Source organism: Streptomyces sp. NPDC087428, assembly GCF_044744085.1.
GTDB lineage: Bacteria > Actinomycetota > Actinomycetes > Streptomycetales > Streptomycetaceae > Streptomyces.
The window spans coordinates 374,635-395,177 of the sequence record NZ_JBIUXR010000007.1 but is presented as its reverse complement, the minus strand read 5'-3'; the positions used below and the strand labels follow the sequence as shown (position 1 = coordinate 395,177).

At 72.3% G+C, this 20,543-nt stretch carries 24 protein-coding genes; 9 read left to right on the top strand and 15 right to left on the bottom strand.

The features are described 5' to 3' along the window. Positions 1 to 128 precede the first annotated feature (128 nt). Positions 129 to 929: a VOC family protein gene (locus ACIO3R_RS17810; protein ID WP_385031068.1), complete on the bottom strand. Its 801-nt coding sequence runs from the start codon at positions 927 to 929 to the stop codon at positions 129 to 131. 322 nt (positions 930 to 1,251) lie between these two features. Between ACIO3R_RS17810 and ACIO3R_RS17805 the strand changes: the two genes are divergently transcribed. Next, complete coding sequence (locus ACIO3R_RS17805; protein ID WP_363024278.1) at positions 1,252 to 1,899, top strand: TetR family transcriptional regulator; 648 nt, start codon at positions 1,252 to 1,254, stop codon at positions 1,897 to 1,899. Positions 1,900 to 2,032: 133 nt separating this feature from the next. Here the strand turns inward: ACIO3R_RS17805 and ACIO3R_RS17800 are convergent, their stop codons facing one another. Together ACIO3R_RS17800 and ACIO3R_RS17795 are read right to left on the bottom strand one after the other, a co-directional pair. Beyond that, entirely contained in the window at positions 2,033 to 2,590 is a 558-nt protein-coding gene (locus ACIO3R_RS17800; RefSeq protein ID WP_385031073.1) for a nitroreductase family deazaflavin-dependent oxidoreductase, read from the bottom strand. Then, a complete protein-coding gene (locus ACIO3R_RS17795) occupies positions 2,590 to 3,840 on the bottom strand; it encodes an acyl-CoA dehydrogenase family protein (protein ID WP_402106561.1) in 1,251 nt (416 codons plus the stop codon). The genes ACIO3R_RS17800 and ACIO3R_RS17795 overlap by 1 nt, the downstream gene beginning before the upstream one ends. A gap of 164 nt (positions 3,841 to 4,004) precedes the next feature. Between ACIO3R_RS17795 and ACIO3R_RS17790 the strand changes: the two genes are divergently transcribed. Both ACIO3R_RS17790 and ACIO3R_RS17785 read left to right on the top strand, forming a co-directional pair. Beyond that, complete coding sequence (locus tag ACIO3R_RS17790; protein ID WP_385346855.1) at positions 4,005 to 5,174, top strand: thiolase C-terminal domain-containing protein; 1,170 nt, start codon at positions 4,005 to 4,007, stop codon at positions 5,172 to 5,174. A 109-nt stretch (positions 5,175 to 5,283) separates the two neighbouring features. After that, positions 5,284 to 6,000, top strand: coding sequence for a pyridoxal 5'-phosphate synthase (locus ACIO3R_RS17785; RefSeq protein ID WP_402106558.1), 717 nt, complete (start codon positions 5,284 to 5,286; stop codon positions 5,998 to 6,000). Between the two features lie 62 nt (positions 6,001 to 6,062). Here the strand turns inward: ACIO3R_RS17785 and ACIO3R_RS17780 are convergent, their stop codons facing one another. After that, entirely contained in the window at positions 6,063 to 6,251 is a 189-nt protein-coding gene (locus tag ACIO3R_RS17780) for a ferredoxin (protein WP_123462335.1), read from the bottom strand. Between the two features lie 35 nt (positions 6,252 to 6,286). Then, complete coding sequence (locus tag ACIO3R_RS17775; protein ID WP_402106555.1) at positions 6,287 to 7,513, bottom strand: cytochrome P450; 1,227 nt, start codon at positions 7,511 to 7,513, stop codon at positions 6,287 to 6,289. Between the two features lie 305 nt (positions 7,514 to 7,818). Here ACIO3R_RS17775 and htpX point away from each other — a divergent pair, with 305 nt between their 5' ends. Together htpX and ACIO3R_RS17765 are read left to right on the top strand one after the other, a co-directional pair. Continuing rightward, positions 7,819 to 8,730, top strand: a complete 912-nt coding sequence (gene htpX, locus ACIO3R_RS17770) for a zinc metalloprotease HtpX (protein WP_385031089.1) — start codon at positions 7,819 to 7,821, stop codon at positions 8,728 to 8,730. Positions 8,731 to 8,739: 9 nt separating this feature from the next. Further along, complete coding sequence (locus tag ACIO3R_RS17765) at positions 8,740 to 9,321, top strand: hypothetical protein (RefSeq protein ID WP_385031092.1); 582 nt, start codon at positions 8,740 to 8,742, stop codon at positions 9,319 to 9,321. A gap of 34 nt (positions 9,322 to 9,355) precedes the next feature. Here ACIO3R_RS17765 and ACIO3R_RS17760 read toward each other — a convergent pair whose 3' ends face one another. From ACIO3R_RS17760 to ACIO3R_RS17745, 4 genes are all read right to left on the bottom strand, one after another. Next, positions 9,356 to 9,838 (bottom strand): GNAT family N-acetyltransferase, encoded by a 483-nt coding sequence (locus ACIO3R_RS17760; RefSeq protein ID WP_402106552.1) that lies wholly within the window; start codon positions 9,836 to 9,838, stop codon positions 9,356 to 9,358. 16 nt (positions 9,839 to 9,854) lie between these two features. Next, complete coding sequence (locus ACIO3R_RS17755) at positions 9,855 to 10,622, bottom strand: GNAT family N-acetyltransferase (RefSeq protein ID WP_402106551.1); 768 nt, start codon at positions 10,620 to 10,622, stop codon at positions 9,855 to 9,857. A 73-nt stretch (positions 10,623 to 10,695) separates the two neighbouring features. Further along, positions 10,696 to 10,947 carry a DUF397 domain-containing protein gene (locus ACIO3R_RS17750; RefSeq protein WP_402106549.1) on the bottom strand — a complete coding sequence of 84 codons (252 nt, stop codon included), beginning with the start codon at positions 10,945 to 10,947 and terminating at the stop codon, positions 10,696 to 10,698. After that, positions 10,944 to 11,720 (bottom strand): Scr1 family TA system antitoxin-like transcriptional regulator, encoded by a 777-nt coding sequence (locus ACIO3R_RS17745; RefSeq protein ID WP_402106547.1) that lies wholly within the window; start codon positions 11,718 to 11,720, stop codon positions 10,944 to 10,946. Before ACIO3R_RS17745 ends, ACIO3R_RS17750 begins: the two co-directional genes overlap by 4 nt. Before the next feature lie 123 nt (positions 11,721 to 11,843). Here ACIO3R_RS17745 and ACIO3R_RS17740 point away from each other — a divergent pair, with 123 nt between their 5' ends. Together ACIO3R_RS17740 and ACIO3R_RS17735 are read left to right on the top strand one after the other, a co-directional pair. Next, complete coding sequence (locus ACIO3R_RS17740; protein WP_385031122.1) at positions 11,844 to 12,248, top strand: hypothetical protein; 405 nt, start codon at positions 11,844 to 11,846, stop codon at positions 12,246 to 12,248. 55 nt (positions 12,249 to 12,303) lie between these two features. Beyond that, complete coding sequence (locus ACIO3R_RS17735) at positions 12,304 to 12,894, top strand: DUF1707 domain-containing protein (RefSeq protein ID WP_385031125.1); 591 nt, start codon at positions 12,304 to 12,306, stop codon at positions 12,892 to 12,894. Between the two features lie 20 nt (positions 12,895 to 12,914). Here the strand turns inward: ACIO3R_RS17735 and ACIO3R_RS17730 are convergent, their stop codons facing one another. From ACIO3R_RS17730 to ACIO3R_RS17715, 4 genes are all read right to left on the bottom strand, one after another. Further along, positions 12,915 to 13,697 (bottom strand): thioesterase family protein, encoded by a 783-nt coding sequence (locus ACIO3R_RS17730; RefSeq protein WP_402106545.1) that lies wholly within the window; start codon positions 13,695 to 13,697, stop codon positions 12,915 to 12,917. A gap of 112 nt (positions 13,698 to 13,809) precedes the next feature. Then, positions 13,810 to 14,130 carry an SCO4225 family membrane protein gene (locus ACIO3R_RS17725; protein WP_402106543.1) on the bottom strand — a complete coding sequence of 107 codons (321 nt, stop codon included), beginning with the start codon at positions 14,128 to 14,130 and terminating at the stop codon, positions 13,810 to 13,812. 31 nt (positions 14,131 to 14,161) lie between these two features. After that, entirely contained in the window at positions 14,162 to 14,842 is a 681-nt protein-coding gene (locus ACIO3R_RS17720; RefSeq protein WP_385031134.1) for a response regulator, read from the bottom strand. Continuing rightward, positions 14,839 to 17,220 carry a histidine kinase gene (locus ACIO3R_RS17715; protein ID WP_385031137.1) on the bottom strand — a complete coding sequence of 794 codons (2,382 nt, stop codon included), beginning with the start codon at positions 17,218 to 17,220 and terminating at the stop codon, positions 14,839 to 14,841. Before ACIO3R_RS17715 ends, ACIO3R_RS17720 begins: the two co-directional genes overlap by 4 nt. Before the next feature lie 304 nt (positions 17,221 to 17,524). Between ACIO3R_RS17715 and ACIO3R_RS17710 the strand changes: the two genes are divergently transcribed. Then, positions 17,525 to 17,974, top strand: a complete 450-nt coding sequence (locus ACIO3R_RS17710; RefSeq protein ID WP_385031140.1) for a DUF5707 domain-containing protein — start codon at positions 17,525 to 17,527, stop codon at positions 17,972 to 17,974. Positions 17,975 to 18,037: 63 nt separating this feature from the next. Here the strand turns inward: ACIO3R_RS17710 and ACIO3R_RS17705 are convergent, their stop codons facing one another. Continuing rightward, on the bottom strand, positions 18,038 to 18,424 hold the full coding sequence (locus ACIO3R_RS17705) for a Zn-ribbon domain-containing OB-fold protein (RefSeq protein ID WP_385031181.1): 387 nt from the start codon (positions 18,422 to 18,424) through the stop codon (positions 18,038 to 18,040). Between the two features lie 101 nt (positions 18,425 to 18,525). Continuing rightward, on the bottom strand, positions 18,526 to 18,978 hold the full coding sequence (locus tag ACIO3R_RS17700; protein ID WP_402106539.1) for a DoxX family protein: 453 nt from the start codon (positions 18,976 to 18,978) through the stop codon (positions 18,526 to 18,528). 173 nt (positions 18,979 to 19,151) lie between these two features. Here ACIO3R_RS17700 and ACIO3R_RS17695 point away from each other — a divergent pair, with 173 nt between their 5' ends. Beyond that, on the top strand, positions 19,152 to 20,339 hold the full coding sequence (locus tag ACIO3R_RS17695) for a flavin-containing monooxygenase (protein WP_402106536.1): 1,188 nt from the start codon (positions 19,152 to 19,154) through the stop codon (positions 20,337 to 20,339). Positions 20,340 to 20,543 lie beyond the last annotated feature (204 nt).

The following is a 20,543-nucleotide window of genomic DNA, read 5'->3' as shown; positions in this document are numbered from 1 at the left end:
AAAACCGCCCTGTGCAGCGTCTCACCACTGGGCACCACCCGACGGTGCGCACCCCGATTGTTCCTGGCCGAGGCGCCGGTTGCGAACCCGGGGGCAGAACCGGGTGTCGTGGATCACTCCGGGCGGTATCAGGACACCGGTGGCTGAAGTACGGCGAAGACGGCGCCCTGGTCGTCCTGGAGTACCGCCATCCGCCCGTACCGGATGTCGAAGGGCGGTGCGGAGACCCGGCCGCCGAGCCGGACGACGGTCGCGGCCGACTCGTCGCAGTCCGCCACGGCGAAGTAGGTGAGGAAGTAGCTCGGCATCACGGCGGGGAACGCGTCGGTGATGACGCCGCGCCCGCCGACGGCGGTGTCCGGGCCGGGCTCCGTGCCGGCCGGTGACCACATGCGGAAGTCGACGCCGGCCTCGTCCGTGCCCGGAGCACCGGCGCCGGCCGCGTCCGGATCGACGGAGCGGAAGCCGAAGACCCGCTCGTAGAAGGGGTCCACGCGTTCCTTCTGCCGGGTGTAGACCTCGGTCCAGCAGAAGGAGCCCGGCTCGTTCTGCTTCTGGAAGCCCTTGCGTTCACCCGCCTGCCACAGCCCGAAGACCGCACCGCCGGGGTCGGCCGCCTGGGCGAGGACCCCCGACCGGCCGGCCCGGACCGGTTCGGTGATCACCTGCCCGCCCGCCTCCCGGATGCGGGCGACGGAGGCGGTGATGTCGTCGGTCGCGAAGTAGACGCCCCAGGCGGTCGGCATCCGGCCGTCCTTCTTGGCGGCGAGCGCGGCGACCAGGGCCCCGTCGCTGAGGGCGTCGGCGAAGGGCCCGTCGCCCGCCCGGAAGGTCCAGCCGAAGAGCGCACCGTAGAAGCGCTTGCCCGCTTCGAGGTCAGGCAGCTGCACATCCACCCAGCACGGCGCGGACTGCGCGAATGCGGCCATGGGCCCGGATCCTTCCGTCGCGGTGACGCTCGTCACAGCCAACGTAACCGCGGGGCGCCCGGTGCGCGCCTCAGCCCCTTCCATACGAACATACATTCGATGCCAGACCCTCGAATGCCGTCGTCACGGAAAGTTATCCACGGAAGTTATCCACAGGCTGTTGATAACATTAATCAGATTGTGGGGACCGGCGCACGGAAAGGCGTGCGGAACCGAGGGGCACATCATCGGAAATCCCCGCACTCCCCCCACCACGCCTGGCGCCCTCCCCATTTGCAGTCGGCCGAATCGCGCTCCGATCACCCGTCGGTAAGCTGACGGCATGACAGGACAAGTACGCACCGTCGACGGCCGCGTGGCCGGTCGACGCGGACAGGCGACGCGGCAGAAGCTGCTCGACTGCCTCAGCGAGATGCTCAGCTCCTCGCCGTACCGGGACGTCAAAGTCATCGACGTCGCCCGGAAGGCGGGGACTTCACCCGCGACCTTCTACCAGTACTTCCCCGACGTCGAGGGCGCCGTCCTCGAGATCGCCGAAGAGATGGCCAAGGAGGGTGCCGGACTGACCGAACTGGTCGCCGGGCGCTCCTGGGTCGGCAAGTCGGGCTGGCAGACCGCCGAAGAACTCGTCGAGGGATTCCTCGACTTCTGGCGGCGCAACGACGCGATCCTGCGCGTGGTCGACCTCGGCGCGGCCGAGGGCGACAAGCGCTTCTACAAGATCCGTATGAAGATCCTCAACTCCGTCACCAACTCCCTCACGGATTCGGTGAAGGAGCTCCAGGCCAAGGGCAAGGTGGACAAGGACATCAGCCCCGCGGCGATGGCCGGTTCGCTGGTCGCGATGCTGGCGGCGGTCGCCTCGCACCAGAAGGGCTTCACCACCTGGGGTGTGAAGCAGGCCGAACTCCGTCCGAACCTCGCGCTGTTGGTGCATCTGGGCATCACCGGCAAGAAGCCGACGAAGTAGCGCCCGCGCCGGATTCCCCGTACTGGGTGACGCACGGTGATCCCGGGCGCCCCAGGTCCTGTCTCACCGACGGCGGACCACGCACGTGGTCCGCCGTCGGTGTATCCGGACACCGCCGTGAGGCCGCCCGCCCTCACCCCGGACCGTCGCGCCGCTCCAGCCGGAACAGCCGGATCTCGCGGTCGATCCGCGCCTGGTACGCCGCGTAGGGCGGCCAGAACCTCAGCGCCGTCTCCCACACCGCCGCCCGCTCGGCACCCGCCAGCAGCCCGGCCCGTACCGGGATGTCGCGGCCCTTCCAGCTGATGACGGCCGCGTCCGGATGCGCCAGCAGGTTCGCCGTCCAGGCCGGGTGCCCGGTACGGCCGAAGTTGCTGCCGACCAGGATCCAGCTGCCCGGTTCACCGGCGCCCCGGTCCCCCTTGCCCCTTCCGCCCCGGCCCTGGCCCGCCCGGTCCGGATCGCCGTCTCCGTGCTCCGGCATGCAGGCCAGCGGAGTGGTCCTGAGCTGCCCGCTCCGCGCCCCCGGCACCGTCAGGACGACCCCCGGCAGCATCTGCGCGCTGAGCAGCACCCGGCCGCGGGTGAGCCGGTGGACCGTGCGGTCCATGGCCGGTACGAGATGGGGCGCGATCCGGGCGAAGGCCCGGGTCGAGGAGACCTTCTGGACGAGGCGGACGCCGGGCGCCATCAGACCGCCACCCGTTCGGCCGGTCCCTGCCCGGCGGGTCCCGGCGCGCCCTGACCGGCCGCCTGCGGACCGGGGCCGAAGAGGCCCGCCCGCCGGGCCGCGTGGTCGCGGAGCCGGTGCACCGGGCCGAGGAGCAGTTCACCGGCGGCGGCCCGCTCGAAGTACCGACGCGCCTCGTGCTCCCGGGTGAGGCCGACGCCTCCGTGCAGTTGCGCGGTCTCCGAGGTGGTGACGTGCAGGACCTCCAGCGCCTGGGCGAGGGCGAGCCCGCCGGCCTCCGGGTCCCGGGCCGCGTAGTACGCCGCGGAGCGGGCCGACTGCACCTGTACGTACAGATCCGCGAGGCGGTGCTTCACCGCCTGGAAGGAGCCGGTCGCACGGCCGAGCCGCTCGCGCTCCGCGATGTGGGCGACCGTCCGCTCCAGCGCGCCCGCCGCCGTCCCCACCGCCTCGGCGGCGAGCGCGGCGGCCGCGGCCCGGCCCGCCACGGCGAGGGCCGCCGAGGCGTCCACCGCGTCGTCGGCGCCGAGGAGTTCGGCCTCCGTGTCACGCAGTTGGACGCGGGCGAGCGGCCGGGTCTCGTCGAGTGCGGCCTGCGGGGTGCGGACGAGTCCGGCGGGCGCCTGCGGCCCGTCCGTCCGGACCAGGAACAGCAGGGTGCGGCTGCGCGGGAAGCCACCCGTGTGCCCGGCGACCAGGAGCAGTCCCGCCGTGTGCCCGTCCAGCACCTGATCGGCCTCCCCGTACAGCCGCCACCCCCCGGCGTCACCGGCCGGCCGGGCCTGGACGCCGCCCGCCCGGCCGCCGCCCGCCCAGCTTCCGCCGGTCAGGTCGCCGGTGAGGCCGAGTGCGGTGGAGAGCGAGCCGCCGGGGACGGCCAGCGCCGCGGTGAGCTCGCCCGCCGCGACGGCCGGCAGCAGGGCGGTGCGCTGCGCCCCTGTGCCGAGGGCGGCGATCAGGGGCGCGGTGAGTACGGCGGTGGCGAGCAGCGGGGACGGCAGCAGCGCGCGGCCCGTCTCCTCGCAGACGACGGCGAGCTCGGCGGGGCCGCGGCCGGCACCCCCGTACTCCTGCGGGAGGGCGAGTCCGGGCAGCCCGAGCTCCCCGGCGAGCCGGCGCCACAGCTCGGCGTCGTATCCGTCCCGCGTGCCCACCGCGCTCCCGACGTCGTCGGCTCCGCCGTGTCTGGCCAGCAGTTCGCGCAAGGTGCGGCGGATCTCGTCCTGTTCCGCGGTGAAGGCGGCATCCATCGTCGGACTCCTTCCCCTCAGAGGCCGAACAGCCTCTGATCTGACGGGCCGTCATGCTAGGACGGATGGTACGAGATTCCCAGAGCCGCGCACCGCGACGGCCCACAAGATCCGGCTGCCGCGATCCGGTTCACCCGAAGCTGATCTGATGTACCGTCAGATTCATGCCCTCTTCCCACCGCAAGGTCGCTGTCGTCGGCATATCCCTCGCCGACTGCGGACGTGTCGACACCGCCACGCCGTACGCCCTGCACGCCCAGGCCGCCCGCCGGGCACTCGCCGACTCGGGCCTGGACCGGTCGGTCGTCGACGGATTCGCCTCCGCCGGACTCGGCACGCTCGCCCCGGTCGAGGTCGCGGAGTACCTGGGGCTGAAACCCACCTGGGTGGACTCCACCTCGGTGGGCGGCTCGACCTGGGAGGTGATGGCGGCCCATGCGGCGGACGCCATCGCGGCGGGCCGCGCCAACGCCGTACTGCTGGTGTACGGATCGACGGCACGCGCGGACATCAAGGCGGGCCGCCGCACGTCCAACCTCTCCTTCGGCGCCCGCGGCCCGCTCCAGTTCGAGGTGCCGTACGGGCACTCGCTGATCGCCAAGTACGCGATGGCCGCGCGCCGCCACATGCACGAGTACGGCACCACCCTGGAGCAGCTCGCGGAGGTGGCGGTGCAGGCCCGCGCCAACGCGGCCGCCAACCCGGACGCGATGTTCCGCGACCCGGTCACCGTGGACGAGGTGCTGTCGGGCCCGATGATCGCCGACCCGTTCACCAAGCTGCACTGCTGCATCCGCAGCGACGGCGGCTGCGCGGTGCTGCTGGCGGCCGAGGAGTACGTACCGGACACGGCGAAGGACCCGGTCTGGATCCTCGGCACCGGCGAGCACGTCTCGCACTCCGCCATGTCCGAGTGGGACGACTTCACGGTCTCCCCCGCCGCCGTGTCGGGCCGGCTGGCCTTCGAGCGGGCGGGGGTGCGGCCCGCCGACATCGATCTGGCCGAAATCTACGACGCGTTCACCTACATGACGCTGGTGACGCTGGAGGACCTGGGCTTCTGTGCCAAGGGCGAGGGCGGCGCGTTCGTCGAGAAGGGCCGCACCGGGCTGACCGGCGAGTTCCCGGTGAACACGGACGGCGGCGGCCTCTCCGCCTGCCACCCCGGAATGCGCGGCCTGTTCCTGCTGGTGGAGGCGGTACGCCAGCTACGCGGCGAGGCGGGGGCCCGCCAGGTCCGCAAGGCGGGCGGGCGGCTGCCGGAACTGGCGGTGGCGTCGGGGACGGGCGGCTGGTTCTGCTCGTCGGGGACGGTGGTGCTGGGGCGAGGGTGAGGGGGCGAGGGGGCGAGGGAGGTGGGGTGGCCGGGAGCCGGGCTCCCGGACCCGGGCGTCGCCGGGCCGCCGGCTCCGTGCCGACCGGTCCGTGAGGTCCAATGGCCGCATGACCGACGCATCCGCCTCCGCCGCACAGCGCGCCTTCCGTGATCTGCTCCACGCCCAGCGTGTGTGGGACATCGAGCTGCCCGCCTTCGACCCGGCCGCCGCGCCGCGGGCCCCGCTCCCCCTCTTCCACTCCTGGTTCGCCGAGGCGGTGGCCGCCGGGCAGGTGGAGCCGCACACCATGACCCTGGCCACGGCCGACGCGGAGGGCCGGCCCGATGTGCGCACGCTGATGCTGCACGACGCGGACGAGCGCGGCTGGCACTTCGCCACGCACGCCACCAGCGCGAAGGGCCGCCAGCTCGCCGGTCGCCCCCATGCCGCGCTGGGCTTCTACTGGCCCGCGCGAGGGCGGCAGGTACGGGTGCGGGGACCGGTCACCGCGTGCTCCGCCGCGGAGAGCGGAGCCGATCTGCACGCCCGCTCCACCGGGGCGCTGGCCTCGGCGCTGGTGGGGCGGCAGAGCGAGGTGCTGGGCTCGTCCGCCGAGCTGGACCGCGCCTCCGACGCCGCCTGGGACCGGGCCCGGGAGGAGCCGGAGGCGGAGGTGGCGAGCTGGACGCGGTACGTGGTCGAGCCGTACGAGGTCGAGTTCTTCCAGGGCGACCCGCGGCGGCGGCACATCCGGCTGCGCTACCACCGGGAGGCCGGGGCGGCGGGAACCACAGAAGCCTCGGAGCCCGCCGGGTCCTGGCAGCGGGAGCTGCTCTGGCCCTGACCGGCGGGCCGACCGACCGGCGGACGGCTGCCCCGCGGCGTGCGGGGCAGCCGTCCGGCCGCTCAGTTCACCGTGATCGCCTGCACGGGACAGGCGCGGGCCGCCTCACCGACCAGGGGGCCGGCGAGGGCGTCTCCCGGTTCGGGCAGCAGCTCACTGAACCCGTCGTCGTCCTGGGTGAACACCTTCGGCGCGGCGAGCGCGCACTGCCCCGCGCCGATGCACACGTCCCGGTCGATATCGATCTTGATCTGCATCCCAGCAGGGCCTTCCGGTCGGATGTCGGTCACCACGTCACGGGCAGTTCCAGGAGCCCCTGGATCGTGTCCCCCGGCTTGAACGGAATGTCCTCGGCGGGCACCGCCAGCCGCAGACCGGGCAGACGCTCGAAGAGGGCGGGCAGCGCGATCTCCAATTCGGCGCGCGCCAGGTTCTGGCCCAGGCACTGATGGATGCCGAACCCGAACGCCACGTGATTGCGCGCGTTGCGGCCGAGGTCCAGCTCATCGGCCGACGGGTACACGGACTCGTCCCGGTTGATCACCGCCGTGGACAGGAGGACGCCGTCACCCGCCCGGACGGTCACCCCGCCCACCTCGATGTCCTCGACGGCCACCCGCGACAGCCCGTCCGCGATGGACAGGAACCGCAGCAGCTCCTCCACCGCGGCGGGCATCCCGGGACCGGAGTCGTCGCCGGCAGCGGCAGCGGCACCGGCGGCGCGCAGCAGGGCCAGCTGTTCCGGGTGCTGGAGAAGGGTGAAGGTGCCGAGCGAGATCATGTTCGCGGTCGTCTCGTGGCCCGCGACGAGCAGGATCTCGGCCAGCCGCACCAGCTCCTCGCGGTCCACCGCCCCGGTCTCCAGCTGCTTGGCGATCAGCTCGTCGAGCAGTCCGTCGCCGGGAGCGCGCCGCTTGCGCTCGATCAGTGCCCGGAAGTACTCGTCGAGCGCGTCCCGCGCGGCCTCGACGTCGGAGGCCTCGGGGCCGCGGAGCAGCTTGCGCGACTGCGCCTCGAAGAACTCGTGGTCCTCGTAGGGCACCCCGAGCAGCGCGCAGATGACCATGGAGGGCACCGGCAGCGCGAAGGCGTTGACCAGGTCGGCCGACGGACCCTGCTCGATCATCGCGTCCAGCAGGGTGTCCACGGTCGCCCGGATCTGCGGCCGCAGGGCCGCCGTCCGCCTGACCGTGAAGCTCGGGATCAGCATCCGGCGCTGGACGTTGTGCTCCGGATCGTCGACGCCGATCAGTTCCACCCGCCGCTGGGTGATCTCGGCCTGCCGCTTGGCGAACAGCGGGAACTCGGGGTGTTCCCGGTCGGACGACAGCCTGGGGTCCGCCAGGAGCGACCGCGCCTCGGCGTGACCGGTCACCAGCCACACCGTCCGGCCGGTGTAGATGCGGACGGGGGTCACCGACTGCTGCCCCCGGCTCTCACTCGGATATCCCGTCGGCGGGTGGTAGGGGCAGGTGCGGTTCTGGGGAAAGGTGACGGTCTCGGTCTCTGCCATGGAGGACCTCGCAAAGAGATGGGGGAGTCCTGCCGATCACCCCCACTAGATGCCCCAGGCACCTAGATGGGCTAGGCGTAGTTCGGCCAAATCCCCCGTATCCGCCCATCGGGCAACGGCCGGAACCGCACCCACCGCTTTCCGGCCACCCCACGGCCACCCCACGGTCGCCCCACCGCTCGCCCCACCACTCGCCCCACTACTCGCCCCAGCGGTCCGTTTACCCGTCTGTCCACCGGTCGTACTTATCCGCTTCGAACCGCCGAGGAGCACTATGGGAAGCAGATGAGGACTGGAGGTCACCCATGACCCGAACCCGTAGCCGGTACGCCCCGGACCGCGGCCTGACCACACGCATGGTCTCCACCATGTTCCTGATCGGTCTGCTGTACGTGGTACTGGTCGGCGTCCTGCTCGCCGTGCTGCGCGGCGCCTGGCCGATCATCCTGATCGTCGTCGGCGGCATGTTCATCGCCCAGTTCTGGTTCAGCGACCGCATCGCGGCCTTCAGCATGGGCGCCCGCGAGGTCACCCCCGAGCAGGCGCCGGAACTGCACGGCGCCATCGACCGGATCTGCGCCCTCGCCGACATGCCCAAACCGCGGGTGGCCATCGCCCAGAGCGACGTGCCGAACGCCTTCGCCACCGGCCGCTCGGAGAAGACCGCCCTCGTCTGCGCGACCACCGGTCTGCTGCGCAGACTGGAGCCCGAGGAACTGGAGGGCGTGCTCGCCCACGAGATGTCGCACGTCGCACACCGTGACGTCGCCGTCATGACGATCGCCTCGTTCCTCGGCGTACTCGCCGGCATCATCACCCGTGTCGCCCTATGGGGCGGACTTTCCCGTTCCAGCCGGAGCAACGACCCCATCGGCATCGCGATCATGCTGATTCCGCTGGTCAGCGCGGTGGTCTATGCGCTGAGCTTCCTGCTGACCCGCTTGCTGTCGCGCTACCGCGAGCTGTCCGCCGACCGCACCGCCGCACTGCTCACCGGCCGCCCCTCGGCCCTCGCCTCCGCCCTCACCAAGGTGAGCGGCCAGATGGCCCGCATCCCTACGGAGGACCTGCGGAAGGCGGAGCCGTACAACGCCTTCTACTTCGTCCCGGCCTTCTCCTCCAAGGAGAGCCTGAGCCGACTGCTCTCCTCGCACCCGACGCTGGAACAGCGCCTGGACCAGCTGGCCCGTATCTCCGCCGACCTCGCCCACCCGTAAGGAGCGCCCATGGGCCTGCTCGACACCATCCTGGGCCGCAGCAAGCCGGTCCGCCCCGACCTCGACCAGCTCTTCGCCGTCCCGTCCGCCGCCCTCACCCTCCAGGCGGCGACGGGCTTCGTCCCGACCGGCCTCGGCTCGGTGTGCTTCGCGGGCGTGGAGGGCGGCACGTTCGCCCGTATCCGGCAGGACGTACAGGAGCTGCTGGACGCGGACACCGCGAGCGGCGGCATCCCGGTGGAGTTCAGCCGGGACTCCTACGGCTACACCTGGCTGCTCGCCCGGCAGCCCGCCGAGGACACCGCCTCGCTCGTCAACGACCTGCACGCGGTGAACACGCTCCTCCAGGACGGCGGCTTCGGCCCACAGCTCCTCTGCTCACTGATCAGCTTCCGGGACGACCGGGAACGGCCACTGGCGCTGGTGTACCTCTACAAGCGCGGCACGTTCTACCCCTTCGCCCCGCTGCCGGGCGGCGAGAAGCGCGACAACGAACTCGAACTCCAGGTCCGCGCCGCCCTCGGCGACGACCTCCGCGTGGAGAAGGACCTGGCCCGGTGGTTCCCGGTGTGGGGGGCGCCGGGGCTGTGAGGGTGCGCGTCTCAGCAGGTGCGGCGGGTCCGCGTCATGGGCGAACAGCGGCCGTATCCCGCGGACCGAGGTAGAACAGCTCCGGGTCGCCCTCGTCCAGGCCGTGGAGCAGACCGGCCGGCGCCCATCCCGCTCGCCGCAACAGCCGCTGCATCGGCTGGTTGGAGACGTTCGTCGAGGTGAACAGCTTCGGGGTGACGCACGAAGTCACGGCCTCCGCCAGCAGCCGCCCGCCCACACCCCGGCCACGGGCGGTGGGCGCCACCATCAGCATCGTGACGAAGCCCTGCTCGAAGAACGTGTACTCCACCACGCAGTAGCCAAGCGGTCCGGACGCGTCCTCGGCCATGATCGCGAGGCCCTGACCGCACCACCGCCCGATGTTCGTACGCCGCCCCTCGTCGCCTTCCGCCGCGACCGAGTCGATCCGGACCAGCGCGTCCGCATCCGACCCGCTCGCGCGCCGCACGACGAACTTCCCGGGCTCCTCTGCACCCGTGGCGCTCCTGCGGGCCATGCTGTCCGTCCCTCGCCTACTGATCCTGAGCGCGGGTGAACACGTGGAAGCGCCCGATCGGCGTGAACCCCCGGCGGGTGTACCAGGTGTGCGGCCAGTCGTCGGGGTCGGCCAGGAGGAAGACCAGGCCGCAGTCCGACGCGTGCTGCAGAGCGGTGGCGAGAAGAGTGTCCGCGTAGCCGCGCCGGACGTGGGTGTCGGCGGTGACGACGTCCTCGATCTGGGCGATCCCCTGGGGGACGTCGCAGTAGACGTCGGCCCAGGAGCCGACCGTTCCCTCCTCGTCGCGGACGGCGAGGAAGCGGACCTGTTCTGCGCCCCGGAGCCGGGTCGTCCGGCGGTCGGCCAGCTGGCTGACCACAGCGTCCTCCGCCTCGGGCATCCACCTGCGCAGTTGGCCGACCAGGGCGGGGCGCAGGTCGTCGATGGCCACGGTCTGCGCGGGCGGGTCCGGGACGGCGACGGAGCCGGCGTACGTCATGACGAGTTCGGTCACGTGGGTGTAGCCGTCTGCGGTGAGGGCGGGTGCGCAGTCGATACCGGTGCGGTCGTCGAGCACGGTGATCTGGCGGTGGCGCAGGTGTCCGAGAGCCGTCTCGGCCAGGGCCGGGAGTCCGGCGGGATCCGGTGATCCGTCAATGACGAGCTGGTTGTGCTCGTACGACTCCCCGTACTCCGGGTCCAGGACCACCACGCCACCGGGAACCTCGGTCACGACCGCGGCCTGCCGCCGGGCGAAGGACAGGCGAAAGGCCGCGATGCGCTGGAGATCCGTTACTGGCATCCGGGCAGTCTAAGGATCAACACCCCTCGGTGCGATGACGTTTGCCCCCACTCGACCGACCCCGGCGCACCGGTCAGCCGTTGCCGGCCGCGTGCCCCAGGAACGCGGTCCAGGCGGCGGGGGCGACCGCGAAGGTCGGCCCGTCGGTGACCTTGGAGTCGCGGACGTGGACGGTGTGCGGGCAGGCGGCGACCTCTACGCAGGCTTCACCCTCGTTGTTGCTGTAGCTGGACTTGTGCCAGACGTAGGCGACTTCGATGCAGGCCCCGCCCTCGTTGTTGCTGTAGCTGGACTTGAACCAGGTCAGTCCGGGTCCGTGGTTCACAGTTGTCCCACCTTCGTCTCGATGACCTCCGCGGACTTCCAAGGGTTGAGCGCCTGCGCCCGCAGGATCCCGAAGAGGTCGAACAGATCGCCCACCTGCTCCGGCTTCGAGATCAACCTATCGCCGCCCTGCCCCTCCGCGAACAGCAAAGTGCGGCCTTCCGCAGTGGACATCAACTGCATGGGCCCGTTCAAGCCTCCGTGCGTGTGCTGGGCCGACGGCATCACCTGCACCGTCAGGTGGTTGAACCGCTCAACGCAGTCGAGCAAGTGCCGCAGTTGTCCCTTCAGCACCTCGGGTCCGCCGAGGGTCCGGTCCAGGACCGATTCCTCGATGACGTAGCCGATGCGCGGCGGAGACGTGCGCGAGAGCACCGCCTGCCGCTCCAGCCTCGCTTCGACGTGCCGGATGATCTCGGCCTCGGAGTACGCCGGTACGCGGGAGCGGTGCAGCGCGTACGCGTACTCCTCCGTCTGGAGCAGGCCAGGGATCAGCATGGTCTCGTACGCGCTGATGACTCGCGCCGTCCGCTCCAACTTCGCCCAGTCCAGGAACCTCGGCGAGTACTTCTCCTCGTCCACCAGCTCACAGCACGCCTTCAACGCCCCGCCCGCGTCGAACACCTTGTCCGCGTCGCGCAGGAATTCCAGGGCCGGAATACGCTCAGCCCGCTCGTACGCCCCCAGCAGGGACTCCGACACCAACAGCTTCTCCGACGCGTCCTTCTGCGTCAGCCCCGCGCGCACCCGATGGATGCGAATCAGGTCCCCCACCAGCCTCCGCACCTGCGACGGCTCGTTGCTCGTCCCCACAGCCACCACCACCCTTCCCACATCACCTTGATGTGGACCGTGTCCTCCTGGTCACGCTACGCAACCGGCGGAATGCTCGTAGCCATGACGAGCGAGAAACTCCCCGAATGGGTACCCGCCTCGGGTTTCCAACTCCACCTGTCCGGCATTCACTTCGACGCGATCCGGCTGCGCGGCGTACGGGGCGAGGCGGTGGTGCACCATCTGGCCACCCTCACCGACGGCGATCCGGGGCCCGTCGTGCGGGAGATCGCGGGGGCGCGGTGGACGTACTTCCTGCTGGCGCCCGGTGCGAGCCAGGACTTCGGCTGGCCGCCCGGCGCGACGTGCTTCGGCCCGGCCGCCCGCGACCAGTACGTGGGGATTCCGGCGGCGCACGGCAACACGTATCCGCTGAGCTGGCGGTGCGGGGCGCCGGAGGAAGGGGACTTCGTGGACGCGGAGTTGCTGTACGGAGTGGTGACGGCGCAGCTCGTACCCGAGGAGTGAACCGGCCGGGGCGGGAGCTGCCGCCGGGTGCGGGGGCGTCCGTATCATCAGGTTCATGACTGCAGAGCCCTCGCGATCCGCCGGCCGTATGCGTGCCTCCGACGCCGACCGCGAGGCGGTCGTGGACCAGTTGCGGGAGGCGGCGGCCGAGGGCCGGATCGACCTCGACGAGCTGGACACCCGGCTGGGGCAGGCGCTCATGGCCAAGACGCGCGGCGAACTCGCGCCGCTCACCGACGACCTCGGGCCGGCCGTGTTCGACCCGGGTGAGCCGCTGGTCCTGCGGGGCGGTATCCACGGCGTGGAGCGGACCGGGCGCTGGAAGGTGCCGCCGCGGATTCACGCGAAGGGCGGCATGGGTGGCGTGCGGCTCGACTTCACGCGGGCGGAGTGCCGGCTGCGGGAGATCGAGGTGGAGGTGGACGCGCAGATGGCCGGGGTGCGGATCGTGATCCCGGTCGGCTGGCAGGCGGACACCGACGGGCTGAATCCCTCGCTCGGCGGCCTCAAGGACAAGACCTCCGGCCAGCGGCTGCCGGGCGCGCCGCTGGTCCGGCTCACGGGCACGTGCGGCATGGGCGGCGTGCTCATCCGCCACCCCAACCTCCTGGAGCGCCGCAGGCAGCGCAAGGACCAGGCGCGCTGAGCCGGCGGGCCGGGCCGGTACTAAGCGGGCCGGACGGTGAGGATCTGCTCGGCCCGGCCGACGGGTCCGTTGATGTCGTGCAGGACGGTGCTGGTGATGCCCTGACCCGTCGGACCGAAGACGACCGTGGTGTCGAGCCCGGTCCAGCGGCCTTCGGGCTGCCGGTGCAGGTGGATGGTCAGATCGACGTTGGGGAACGTCCAGTCGGTGGGCTGCCGGCGTACGGCGATGCCGTTGGCCGTGTCGACGAGCGCGACGTAGGACGCCAGCGCGCTGACGGGCTCACCCGCGACGAGGTCGAGGGGCGTGGAGATCCAGGCGGTCGTGCGGCCCGGCCGGGGCGGCGCGAGCGGGCGGACGTCGATGGACGCGATGTAGCCGCCGGGCCAGACATCGGCCATGGCCCAGGGCGCGAGGGCGTCGGGTGCCGTGAGCCGGTCGGCAGCGCCCCCGGCGACCGCGGCGGTGTCGCCGGAGGCGAGGCACCAGGCCCTGGCGCGTACGACGGGGCGGTCGGCGATGAGGGCGACGGCTTCGACCAGTTCGATGGTGCGGCCGGGCCGGATGGTCTCGACCCGGATCTCGCACTCGTCGAGGGCGAGGCGGCCGAGGATGTCGAAGCTGATCCGGGACAGCAGCAGGCCGGTTCCCGGCCGGTCGGCCAGGTGCCGGTCGATGGCGTGGACGACGAGGCCGCCGAGCGGGCTGAAGTGCACTTCGTCCGTGCTCCACGCACCGCTCGCGTGGGCGGTGGGCTTGTAGCGGTGTGCGTCGATGCGCTCGTAGTAGCTGCCGGTGTTCATCGGGTGCGTCCCTCGCGGCCGTACGGATCAAGGAACCTCAGCCTGACACCGCCCGCACGCCACCCGGCGCCCGGGTCCCCCGCAGCGCCGCGGGACGACTCCGCGCAGGCCCTCAGGACGTGCGGCCGCCGCGGCGCAGTGCGCGGGTGCACCAGCCGATGATCGCCGCGTTGGCCCCTGCCCCGAGAACGATGGCGATGACGAACACGGCGGCGCTGTCCGGCAACACGAGGAACACGAGGCTGCCGGGGGCGGTGGCAAGGACCGGGATGACACCGGCCATGGACTCGCCCGAGCTGTCGACGGCGGTCACCACCAGGGCCCACCCGAGCAGGGCGGCACAGACGCCGAGGTAGACGAGGCCGATGACGCCGACATGGTGGCGCAGCCGGCGGGGAACGGATCGGCCGGATGCGGAATCGGTACCGGTCATGGGGGTGGACTCCTTCGTTGCGCCTCGGGGGTCAGAGGTGGGTACCGGGCGGGTTCGGGCGGGCGAGGCCGAGGTCGTACGCGAGGATCGTCGCCTGTACGCGGTCGCGCAGGCCGAGCTTGCGGAGCAGCGCGTTCACGTGGGACTTCACGGTGCCCACGGTGATGCCGAGTCGCCCGGCGATCTCCGCGTTGGTGAGTCCGGCCGCGACCAGGGTGAGGACGCCCCGCTGGCTGCCGGTCAGGCTGTCCAGCTCGGGGGAGCTCCCGACCGGGACCGCGGCGGGTGGTCCGGACGCGTAGTGGCCGATGAGGCGGCGGGTCGCGGACGGGGCGAGTACGCTCTCGCCGGCCGCCACCTCCCGGATGCCCTGGAGCAGTCGGGAGGGTTCCACGTCCTTGAGGAGGAAGCCGGAGGCGCCGGCGCGCAGCGCGTCGAAGACGTACGCGTCGAGGTCGAAGGTGGTCAGGACGAGGACGCGGGGCGCGTTCTCCCGTCCGGTGATGATGCGGGTGGCGGCGATGCCGTCCAGTTCGGGCATGCGTACGTCCATGACGACCACGTCGGGCGCCAGCTCTTCGGCCAGCCGCACCGCGGCGGCGCCGTCGGCGGCCTCGCCGACGACCGTCATGTCCTCCTCGGCGTCGATCACGGCGGCGAACCCCGCCCGCACGATGCCCTGGTCGTCGACGACCAGCACGTTGAGGCTCATCGCTCTCTCTCCTCGTTGTCCGGCGCGGCGGCGAGTGGCAGCCGGAGGCGGACCGTCCCCGGCGGGCCGGTGGTCAGGGTGCCGCCGACCGCGGCGACCCGCGTGGTCAGCCGCTCCCGTACGGCGGAGTCGGCGGCGCCGGGCACCCCGGTGGCCGTGAGCGTCAACGTATCGTTCTCCACGTCGAGTGCGAGCACCGCGGGCTCGTCGCCGCCGGCCGCGAGGACCGTTTCCGCGGCGCGGTAGGCGGCCAGGTCGATGGCGGTGGGCAGTCGTTCCGGTACCCGGTCGGTCAGCCGTATCTCGATGTCACGGCCGGTGGACCGGAGTTGGTGGGCGAGCAGGTCGAGCGCCTGGAGGGTGGGCTGCGGCCGCAGCCCGATCTCCGTCTCGCCGTCCCGGACGGTGTCGAGCAGGGCGCGCATCGCGGCCAGGGCCTCGCGGGCGCGGGTCGCTGTCGCGTCGAGCCGGCCTGCCTCCGCCTCGGTGACCATGTCGGCGGTGCGGGCCAGAACCGTGGTCTCGAGACCGGCGGCGATGCGGCGGCGCTCGGTCCAGGCGTCGCGGACGGCCTCCTCGGTCCAGGCGGCGAGGCGCTCGTCGTGTGCGCGGCGGTCGGCTTGTCGGCGCCGGGAGCGGCGGCGTCCGGTCAGGTGAGCCGCGGTGCCTGCAAGGGTTGCGCCGGCCGTGGTTCCCGCGATGACCATCCAGACGGGAGCGGCCGTCCCTCGGTCCAGAACCGCGGTGGTGGCGGCCGCGGCGTGCACCAGCACCATGAGGAGCACGGCCGTGACGTGGCCGCGCGCCGGTGAGGGCCGGCCGCTCCCCCACTCCTGGGAAGCCTTCCTCGCGGCGGAGCCGCCCTTCCGGACAGCTCCGCGCCCCTTTCCGGGCGTTGCGGTGCGGGTCGCTCCCACCGCGAGGGCCACGCACGTGGCCGACAGGCTCAGTGCGGGCGGGAGGAGGACCGGGCCGCCGTAGTTCCCCACCGCCATCGCCACCGGCCACAGGAGCGCCAGCCCGAGCAGCATCCCGTACGCCGTGCGCGGCGCCCTGCGCAGCCACAGCAGGGCCACCGCCTGGCCCGCCGCCAGCAGGGCGAAGAGGACGCCCGCGGATACCGTCGTCCCGCTCGACGTGTCCTCGGCCCGGATGACCAGGGCGGGGAGCAGTGGTTGCAGGACCAGGCCCGCCGCTGCCACCACCTGTGCCACGCGGTAGTTCCTCGGCGCCGACGGCTCCACCGTCGTGGCCGTCCGGCCCGGCAGTACCGCCCGTACCTCCCAGCCGCCCTCCGCCGTCGGGCCGCTGTGCACGCTGCCGCCCGCCTCCCGGGCCCGGGACTGGAGGAAGCCCTGCCCGCGACCGCCGCCGAGTCCCGCGCCGTGCGCCACCGCACCGGCCTGCGGGGACGTGCTCGTGACGACGACATCGGTGCGGGTGTCGCCGTACCGGCACCGCACCGTCGTGTGGGCGCCGGGGGCGTACCGTGCCACGTTGGTCAGCGCCTCGCGCACGATGCCGTACGCCGCGTCCGCGACGGCGCCGTCCGGCAAGGGGGTGATCTCGCAGTCCACCCGCTGGTCCAGGCGCCGGAACCCGGCGACCAGGTCCAGCAGTCGTTCCTCCGGTGACGGCTCACTCCCCCGGGAGGGCGCCGGCGCTCGTACCGCGCCGAGCGCGCGGGTGACGTCGCGGCCGGTCTCGACCGCGAACTCCAGAGCCTCCTCGGCCAGTTCGGGGCGGCGCTCGCGCAGTCCGAGGGCCGCTCCCGCCGTGACCACCACGGCCGTCAGATGGTGGGCGCTGACGTCGTGCAGCTCCCTCTCCATCCGCCGCCGTTCGAACGCCGGGAGCCGGTGGCGCTCGGACTCGGCCCGCTCCAGCAGTTGTTCGGCCGCCCGCCGGGTGCGACGGGTTCGCCGTACGAACAGGCCGGCGCCGCACGCGGCCGCGTACAGCAGAGCGGTCAGGACGAGGTCGAGCCCGTCGCGGTCACTGAGCCCGTGCAGGCCGATGCCCTGAAGGAGCTGCCAGGCGGCAAGCGCCACCACGCACAGCACGGCGGTGAAGGTGTCATCTTCGGTCGCCACGGTGAACAGGGCGAGCGCGACACCCGCGGTCCCGAGCACCGCCGTCGCCCCGGCGGGCAGCGGCCCGGCACCCAGCGCGCAGGCGGCGGCGACCACGACCAGGGTGGTCACCGGGCGAGTGCGGCGCAGGGCGAGCGCGGCCGTCACCACTCCGGCGACCAGGGCCGCCACGAGAAGGGCGGACGCGGGCGGGACGGCCCCGCGCACCAGCGGCGCCCCCGGCCACACCGCGGCCTGGGCGCAGATCAGCAGGACCGGCAACAGCCGGTCGTCGGTTCGATTCATGTCGGATCAAGGCTAGGGCCGCAGGTGAGCGGCCCGAGTCCGGCTGGAGGCGGAGCCCGGTCTCTTACCTGGGTTGCAGAGTCTCTGCCTGTGGTTCGAGGTGCCAATCGTCCCGTGGGGCGAGGACGGCGCCATGCCCCCGGTCCTAGGCTCGATCACATCGAGAACGCGGTCGGCCACCGCTTCCACGACCACTTCCACGACCACTTCCAGGACCGCTTCCAGGGACCGGCTCCATCAGCGGTTCTCTCACGCTCTTGCGCGTTTCCCACCCAGCTTTCCAACGAACTCAGGAGGACCTCCCATGTCCAAGCGCATCGTCTTCTCCTCGCTCATCGGCGCCGTCGCCCTCTGCGGAGCGGCGGCCGGCGGCCTCGCCCTGGCCTCGACCCCCACGGAGCCGACCCTGGAGCACGGATCGGCTCGCTACACGGCTCCGTCCGGCGACAGCGCGGGCTCGTTCACCTACACCGTGGACGTGAGCGACGACTCGGGCATCCGGGGCCTGAAGGTCGTTGTCTGGCCCGCGAGTTCGAAGCTCGACCCGACCGAGGCGGAGCTGCGCTCGGTGGAGAGCGCCACGTGCAGGAGCACCTCGGACGAGACCAGCCGCTGCACCTACACGCCTAAGATCACGAAGCGGGAGGCGGCCGACCTGGACAAGGGCACCTGGTACGTCTCCGCACTGGCCACGGCCAAGGACGGGGGCACGGCCTTCGCGCCCCGCGCCACCACGTTCGACGTCACGGGCTGACGTCCTGTGGCCCGCCCGCGGCACCATCCGCTCGCGCCGGCTCAGCACCACATTCCGCGACGATCAGCAGGGCCGGAACACCGCCACCGCCTCGCGCCCCTCCTCCTCCCGGAACGTCACCCGGAGCTCCATGCCGATGGCGAGCGCGGACTCCTCGCACTCCACGACCTCCGTCATCATCCGCGGCCCCTCCGCGAGGTCGACGACGGCCGCGACATACGGCACACGGGTGCCGAACGGCGGCAGGTCGTTGCGGTGGACGACGGACCAGGTGTAGAGCGTGGCCCGGCCGCTCGCCCGCTCCCAGCCGACGTCCTCGCTCCAGCAGTGCGGGCAGAACTCGCGCGGGTAGTGGTGCGGTTGGTCGCAGGCCCGGCAGCGGCGCAGCAGCAGGTGGCCCTCGGCGGCGGCGTCCCAGTAGGGGCGGGTGGAGGCGTCCGGCTCCGGCAGGTCGTGGCGGGGGGCCGGGGCGGCGGCGGCCCGGAGGGCCGGTGGGGTGGAGGCCCGGGGGGCCGGTGGGGTGGAGGCCCGGGGGGCCGGTGGGGTCGCCGTCACAGGAAGAGTCCGATCGCGTGGTCGAGGGACCAGGTCTGCCAGGACATGGCGAACAGGGCGACGAGGGAGATCAGCGCCATCATCGCGTTCTGCCCCTGCTCGGCCCAGTCGTGGATCATCAGCACCAGATAGAGCAGATTGAGCAGCAGTCCCGCGACCAGGGCGACCGGGGTAAGGAAGCCGGTGACCAGGCCCAGACCCAGGGCGAGTTCCGCGTAGACGACGACGTACGCCATCGCCTTCGGGCGCGGTGCGACGATCTTCTGGAAGCCGCCGCGCACCACCGGCCAGCGGTGCTTCTCCGCCACGCCCGTCGCCCAGGCGATGCCGGTGCCGCGCTCGAACCAGCCCTTCTTGTCCTTGTGCCGCCAGCTCTCCAGCCACCACAGGCCGAGGCCTATTCGGAGCACGGCGAGCCACTCGGCTCCGTCGAGCCAGATCGTCCGCATGGGGCCCTCCCGTTCGCGCAATCTGACGGTACGTCAGGTCAGGTGCGTCAGTTCACCCGATAGCGGCGGGCCGCGCAAGGGGATGCGCATGAGTGCGCACCCGTGACCAATTCGCAATCGATTCCGGTCTTGACCGAGACCCATCAAGAGGGCGCGCGATTACGCTCCAAACCATGCCCGACAGCACATCTACCCCCGGTAGCCCCATTCCGGCCCCCACGGACCTCACCGAAGGCCGCCCCGTGTACGTCATCGGCGGCGGTCCGGGCGGGCTCGCCGCCGCCGCGGCCCTGCGCGCGCAGGGGCAACGGGCCGTCGTACTGGAGAAGTCGGCGGACGTCGGCGCGTCCTGGCGGCGCCACTACGACCGGCTGCACCTGCACACCACCCGGCGCTGGTCCGCCCTCCCCGGGCTGCCCATGCCCCGCCGGTTCGGCCGCTGGGTGTCGCGCGACAACGTGGTGCGCTACCTGGAGAAGTACGCCGAGCACCACGAGCTGGAAGTGGTGACGGGCGTCGAGGTCTCCCGCATCGACCGGGCGCCGGACGGCGCCGGGTGGCGGCTGACCGCGACCGGCGGCCGGGAGCTGACCGGCCGCGCCGTGGTCGTGGCCACCGGCTTCAACCACACCCCGCGCATCCCCGACTGGTCCGGGCGCGACACCTTCACCGGCGAACTGGTGCACGCCGCCGACTACCGCGACCCCGCCCCCTACGCGGGCAAGGACGTCCTCGTCGTGGGCGTCGGCAACACGGGGGCGGAGATCGCCGTCGACCTGGTGGAGGGCGGCGCGTCACGGGTACGGCTCGCGGTGCGCACCGTCCCGCACATCCTGCGCCGCTCCACGCTGGGCTGGCCCGCCCAGGGCACCGGCATCCTGGTGCGCCGGCTGCCGGTCGCGCTCGTCGACCGGGCCGGGGGCCTGCTGACCCGCGTCTCCATGCCCGACCTCGCCGAACAGGGACTCCCCCGCCCGGACACCGGCCTGTACTCACGGGTCAAGGACGGTGCCATCCCGGTCCAGGACGTGGGGCTGATCGACGCGGTGAAGGGCGGCCGGGTGGTCCCGGTGGCGGCCGTCGAGTCCTTCGACAAGGACGCGGTGGTGCTGGCCGACGGGACCCGGATCACCCCGGACGCGGTCATCGCGGCCACCGGCTATCTGCGCTCCCTGGAGGGGCTGGTCGGCCACCTCGGGGTGCTGGACGCCCGGGGGCGGCCGGTGGTGCACGGCGGCCGCACACCGAAGCAGGCACCCGGTCTCTACTTCACCGGGTTCACCAACCCGATCAGCGGCATGCTCCGCGAACTGGCCCTGGACGCCGAGAAGATCGCCAGGAAGCTCGCCCGCACCCGCTGATCCACCACCGCCCGCACCCCATCACCCTCCACCCCGCACACCCTCGACCGCCGCCCCCTCACTCCTCGCCCCCACCTCCGACCTCCGCCTTCAGCCCCCGCCGGACGCCTCCGCGGGGGCTGCGGCGATCCCGCTCCGAACCGTCACTCTCAGCCTTTGCCTGCACAACCATTCCTGACGGGCCGTCAGTTCAGTAACCTGACA

Excerpts from the sequence above, each read along its gene's own strand:
- ACIO3R_RS17720 (WP_385031134.1), bottom strand. The coding sequence starts at position 14,842 with ATGAGCCTCAACGTGCTGGTCGTCGACGACCAGGGCATCGTGCGGGCG.
- ACIO3R_RS17800 (WP_385031073.1), bottom strand. The coding sequence starts at position 2,590 with ATGGCGCCCGGCGTCCGCCTCGTCCAGAAGGTCTCCTCGACCCGGGCC.
- ACIO3R_RS17765 (WP_385031092.1), top strand. The coding sequence starts at position 8,740 with ATGGGCCTGCTCGACACCATCCTGGGCCGCAGCAAGCCGGTCCGCCCC.
- ACIO3R_RS17700 (WP_402106539.1), bottom strand. The coding sequence starts at position 18,978 with ATGCGGACGATCTGGCTCGACGGAGCCGAGTGGCTCGCCGTGCTCCGA.
- htpX (WP_385031089.1), top strand. The coding sequence starts at position 7,819 with ATGACCCGAACCCGTAGCCGGTACGCCCCGGACCGCGGCCTGACCACA.
- ACIO3R_RS17755 (WP_402106551.1), bottom strand. The coding sequence starts at position 10,622 with ATGCCAGTAACGGATCTCCAGCGCATCGCGGCCTTTCGCCTGTCCTTC.
- ACIO3R_RS17695 (WP_402106536.1), top strand. The coding sequence starts at position 19,152 with ATGCCCGACAGCACATCTACCCCCGGTAGCCCCATTCCGGCCCCCACG.
- ACIO3R_RS17760 (WP_402106552.1), bottom strand. The coding sequence starts at position 9,838 with ATGGCCCGCAGGAGCGCCACGGGTGCAGAGGAGCCCGGGAAGTTCGTC.
- ACIO3R_RS17735 (WP_385031125.1), top strand. The coding sequence starts at position 12,304 with ATGACTGCAGAGCCCTCGCGATCCGCCGGCCGTATGCGTGCCTCCGAC.
- ACIO3R_RS17790 (WP_385346855.1), top strand. The coding sequence starts at position 4,005 with ATGCCCTCTTCCCACCGCAAGGTCGCTGTCGTCGGCATATCCCTCGCC.
- ACIO3R_RS17725 (WP_402106543.1), bottom strand. The coding sequence starts at position 14,130 with ATGACCGGTACCGATTCCGCATCCGGCCGATCCGTTCCCCGCCGGCTG.
- ACIO3R_RS17710 (WP_385031140.1), top strand. The coding sequence starts at position 17,525 with ATGTCCAAGCGCATCGTCTTCTCCTCGCTCATCGGCGCCGTCGCCCTC.
- ACIO3R_RS17805 (WP_363024278.1), top strand. The coding sequence starts at position 1,252 with ATGACAGGACAAGTACGCACCGTCGACGGCCGCGTGGCCGGTCGACGC.
- ACIO3R_RS17775 (WP_402106555.1), bottom strand. The coding sequence starts at position 7,513 with ATGGCAGAGACCGAGACCGTCACCTTTCCCCAGAACCGCACCTGCCCC.
- ACIO3R_RS17785 (WP_402106558.1), top strand. The coding sequence starts at position 5,284 with ATGACCGACGCATCCGCCTCCGCCGCACAGCGCGCCTTCCGTGATCTG.
- ACIO3R_RS17810 (WP_385031068.1), bottom strand. The coding sequence starts at position 929 with ATGGCCGCATTCGCGCAGTCCGCGCCGTGCTGGGTGGATGTGCAGCTG.
- ACIO3R_RS17795 (WP_402106561.1), bottom strand. The coding sequence starts at position 3,840 with ATGGATGCCGCCTTCACCGCGGAACAGGACGAGATCCGCCGCACCTTG.
- ACIO3R_RS17730 (WP_402106545.1), bottom strand. The coding sequence starts at position 13,697 with ATGAACACCGGCAGCTACTACGAGCGCATCGACGCACACCGCTACAAG.
- ACIO3R_RS17740 (WP_385031122.1), top strand. The coding sequence starts at position 11,844 with ATGACGAGCGAGAAACTCCCCGAATGGGTACCCGCCTCGGGTTTCCAA.
- ACIO3R_RS17715 (WP_385031137.1), bottom strand. The coding sequence starts at position 17,220 with ATGAATCGAACCGACGACCGGCTGTTGCCGGTCCTGCTGATCTGCGCC.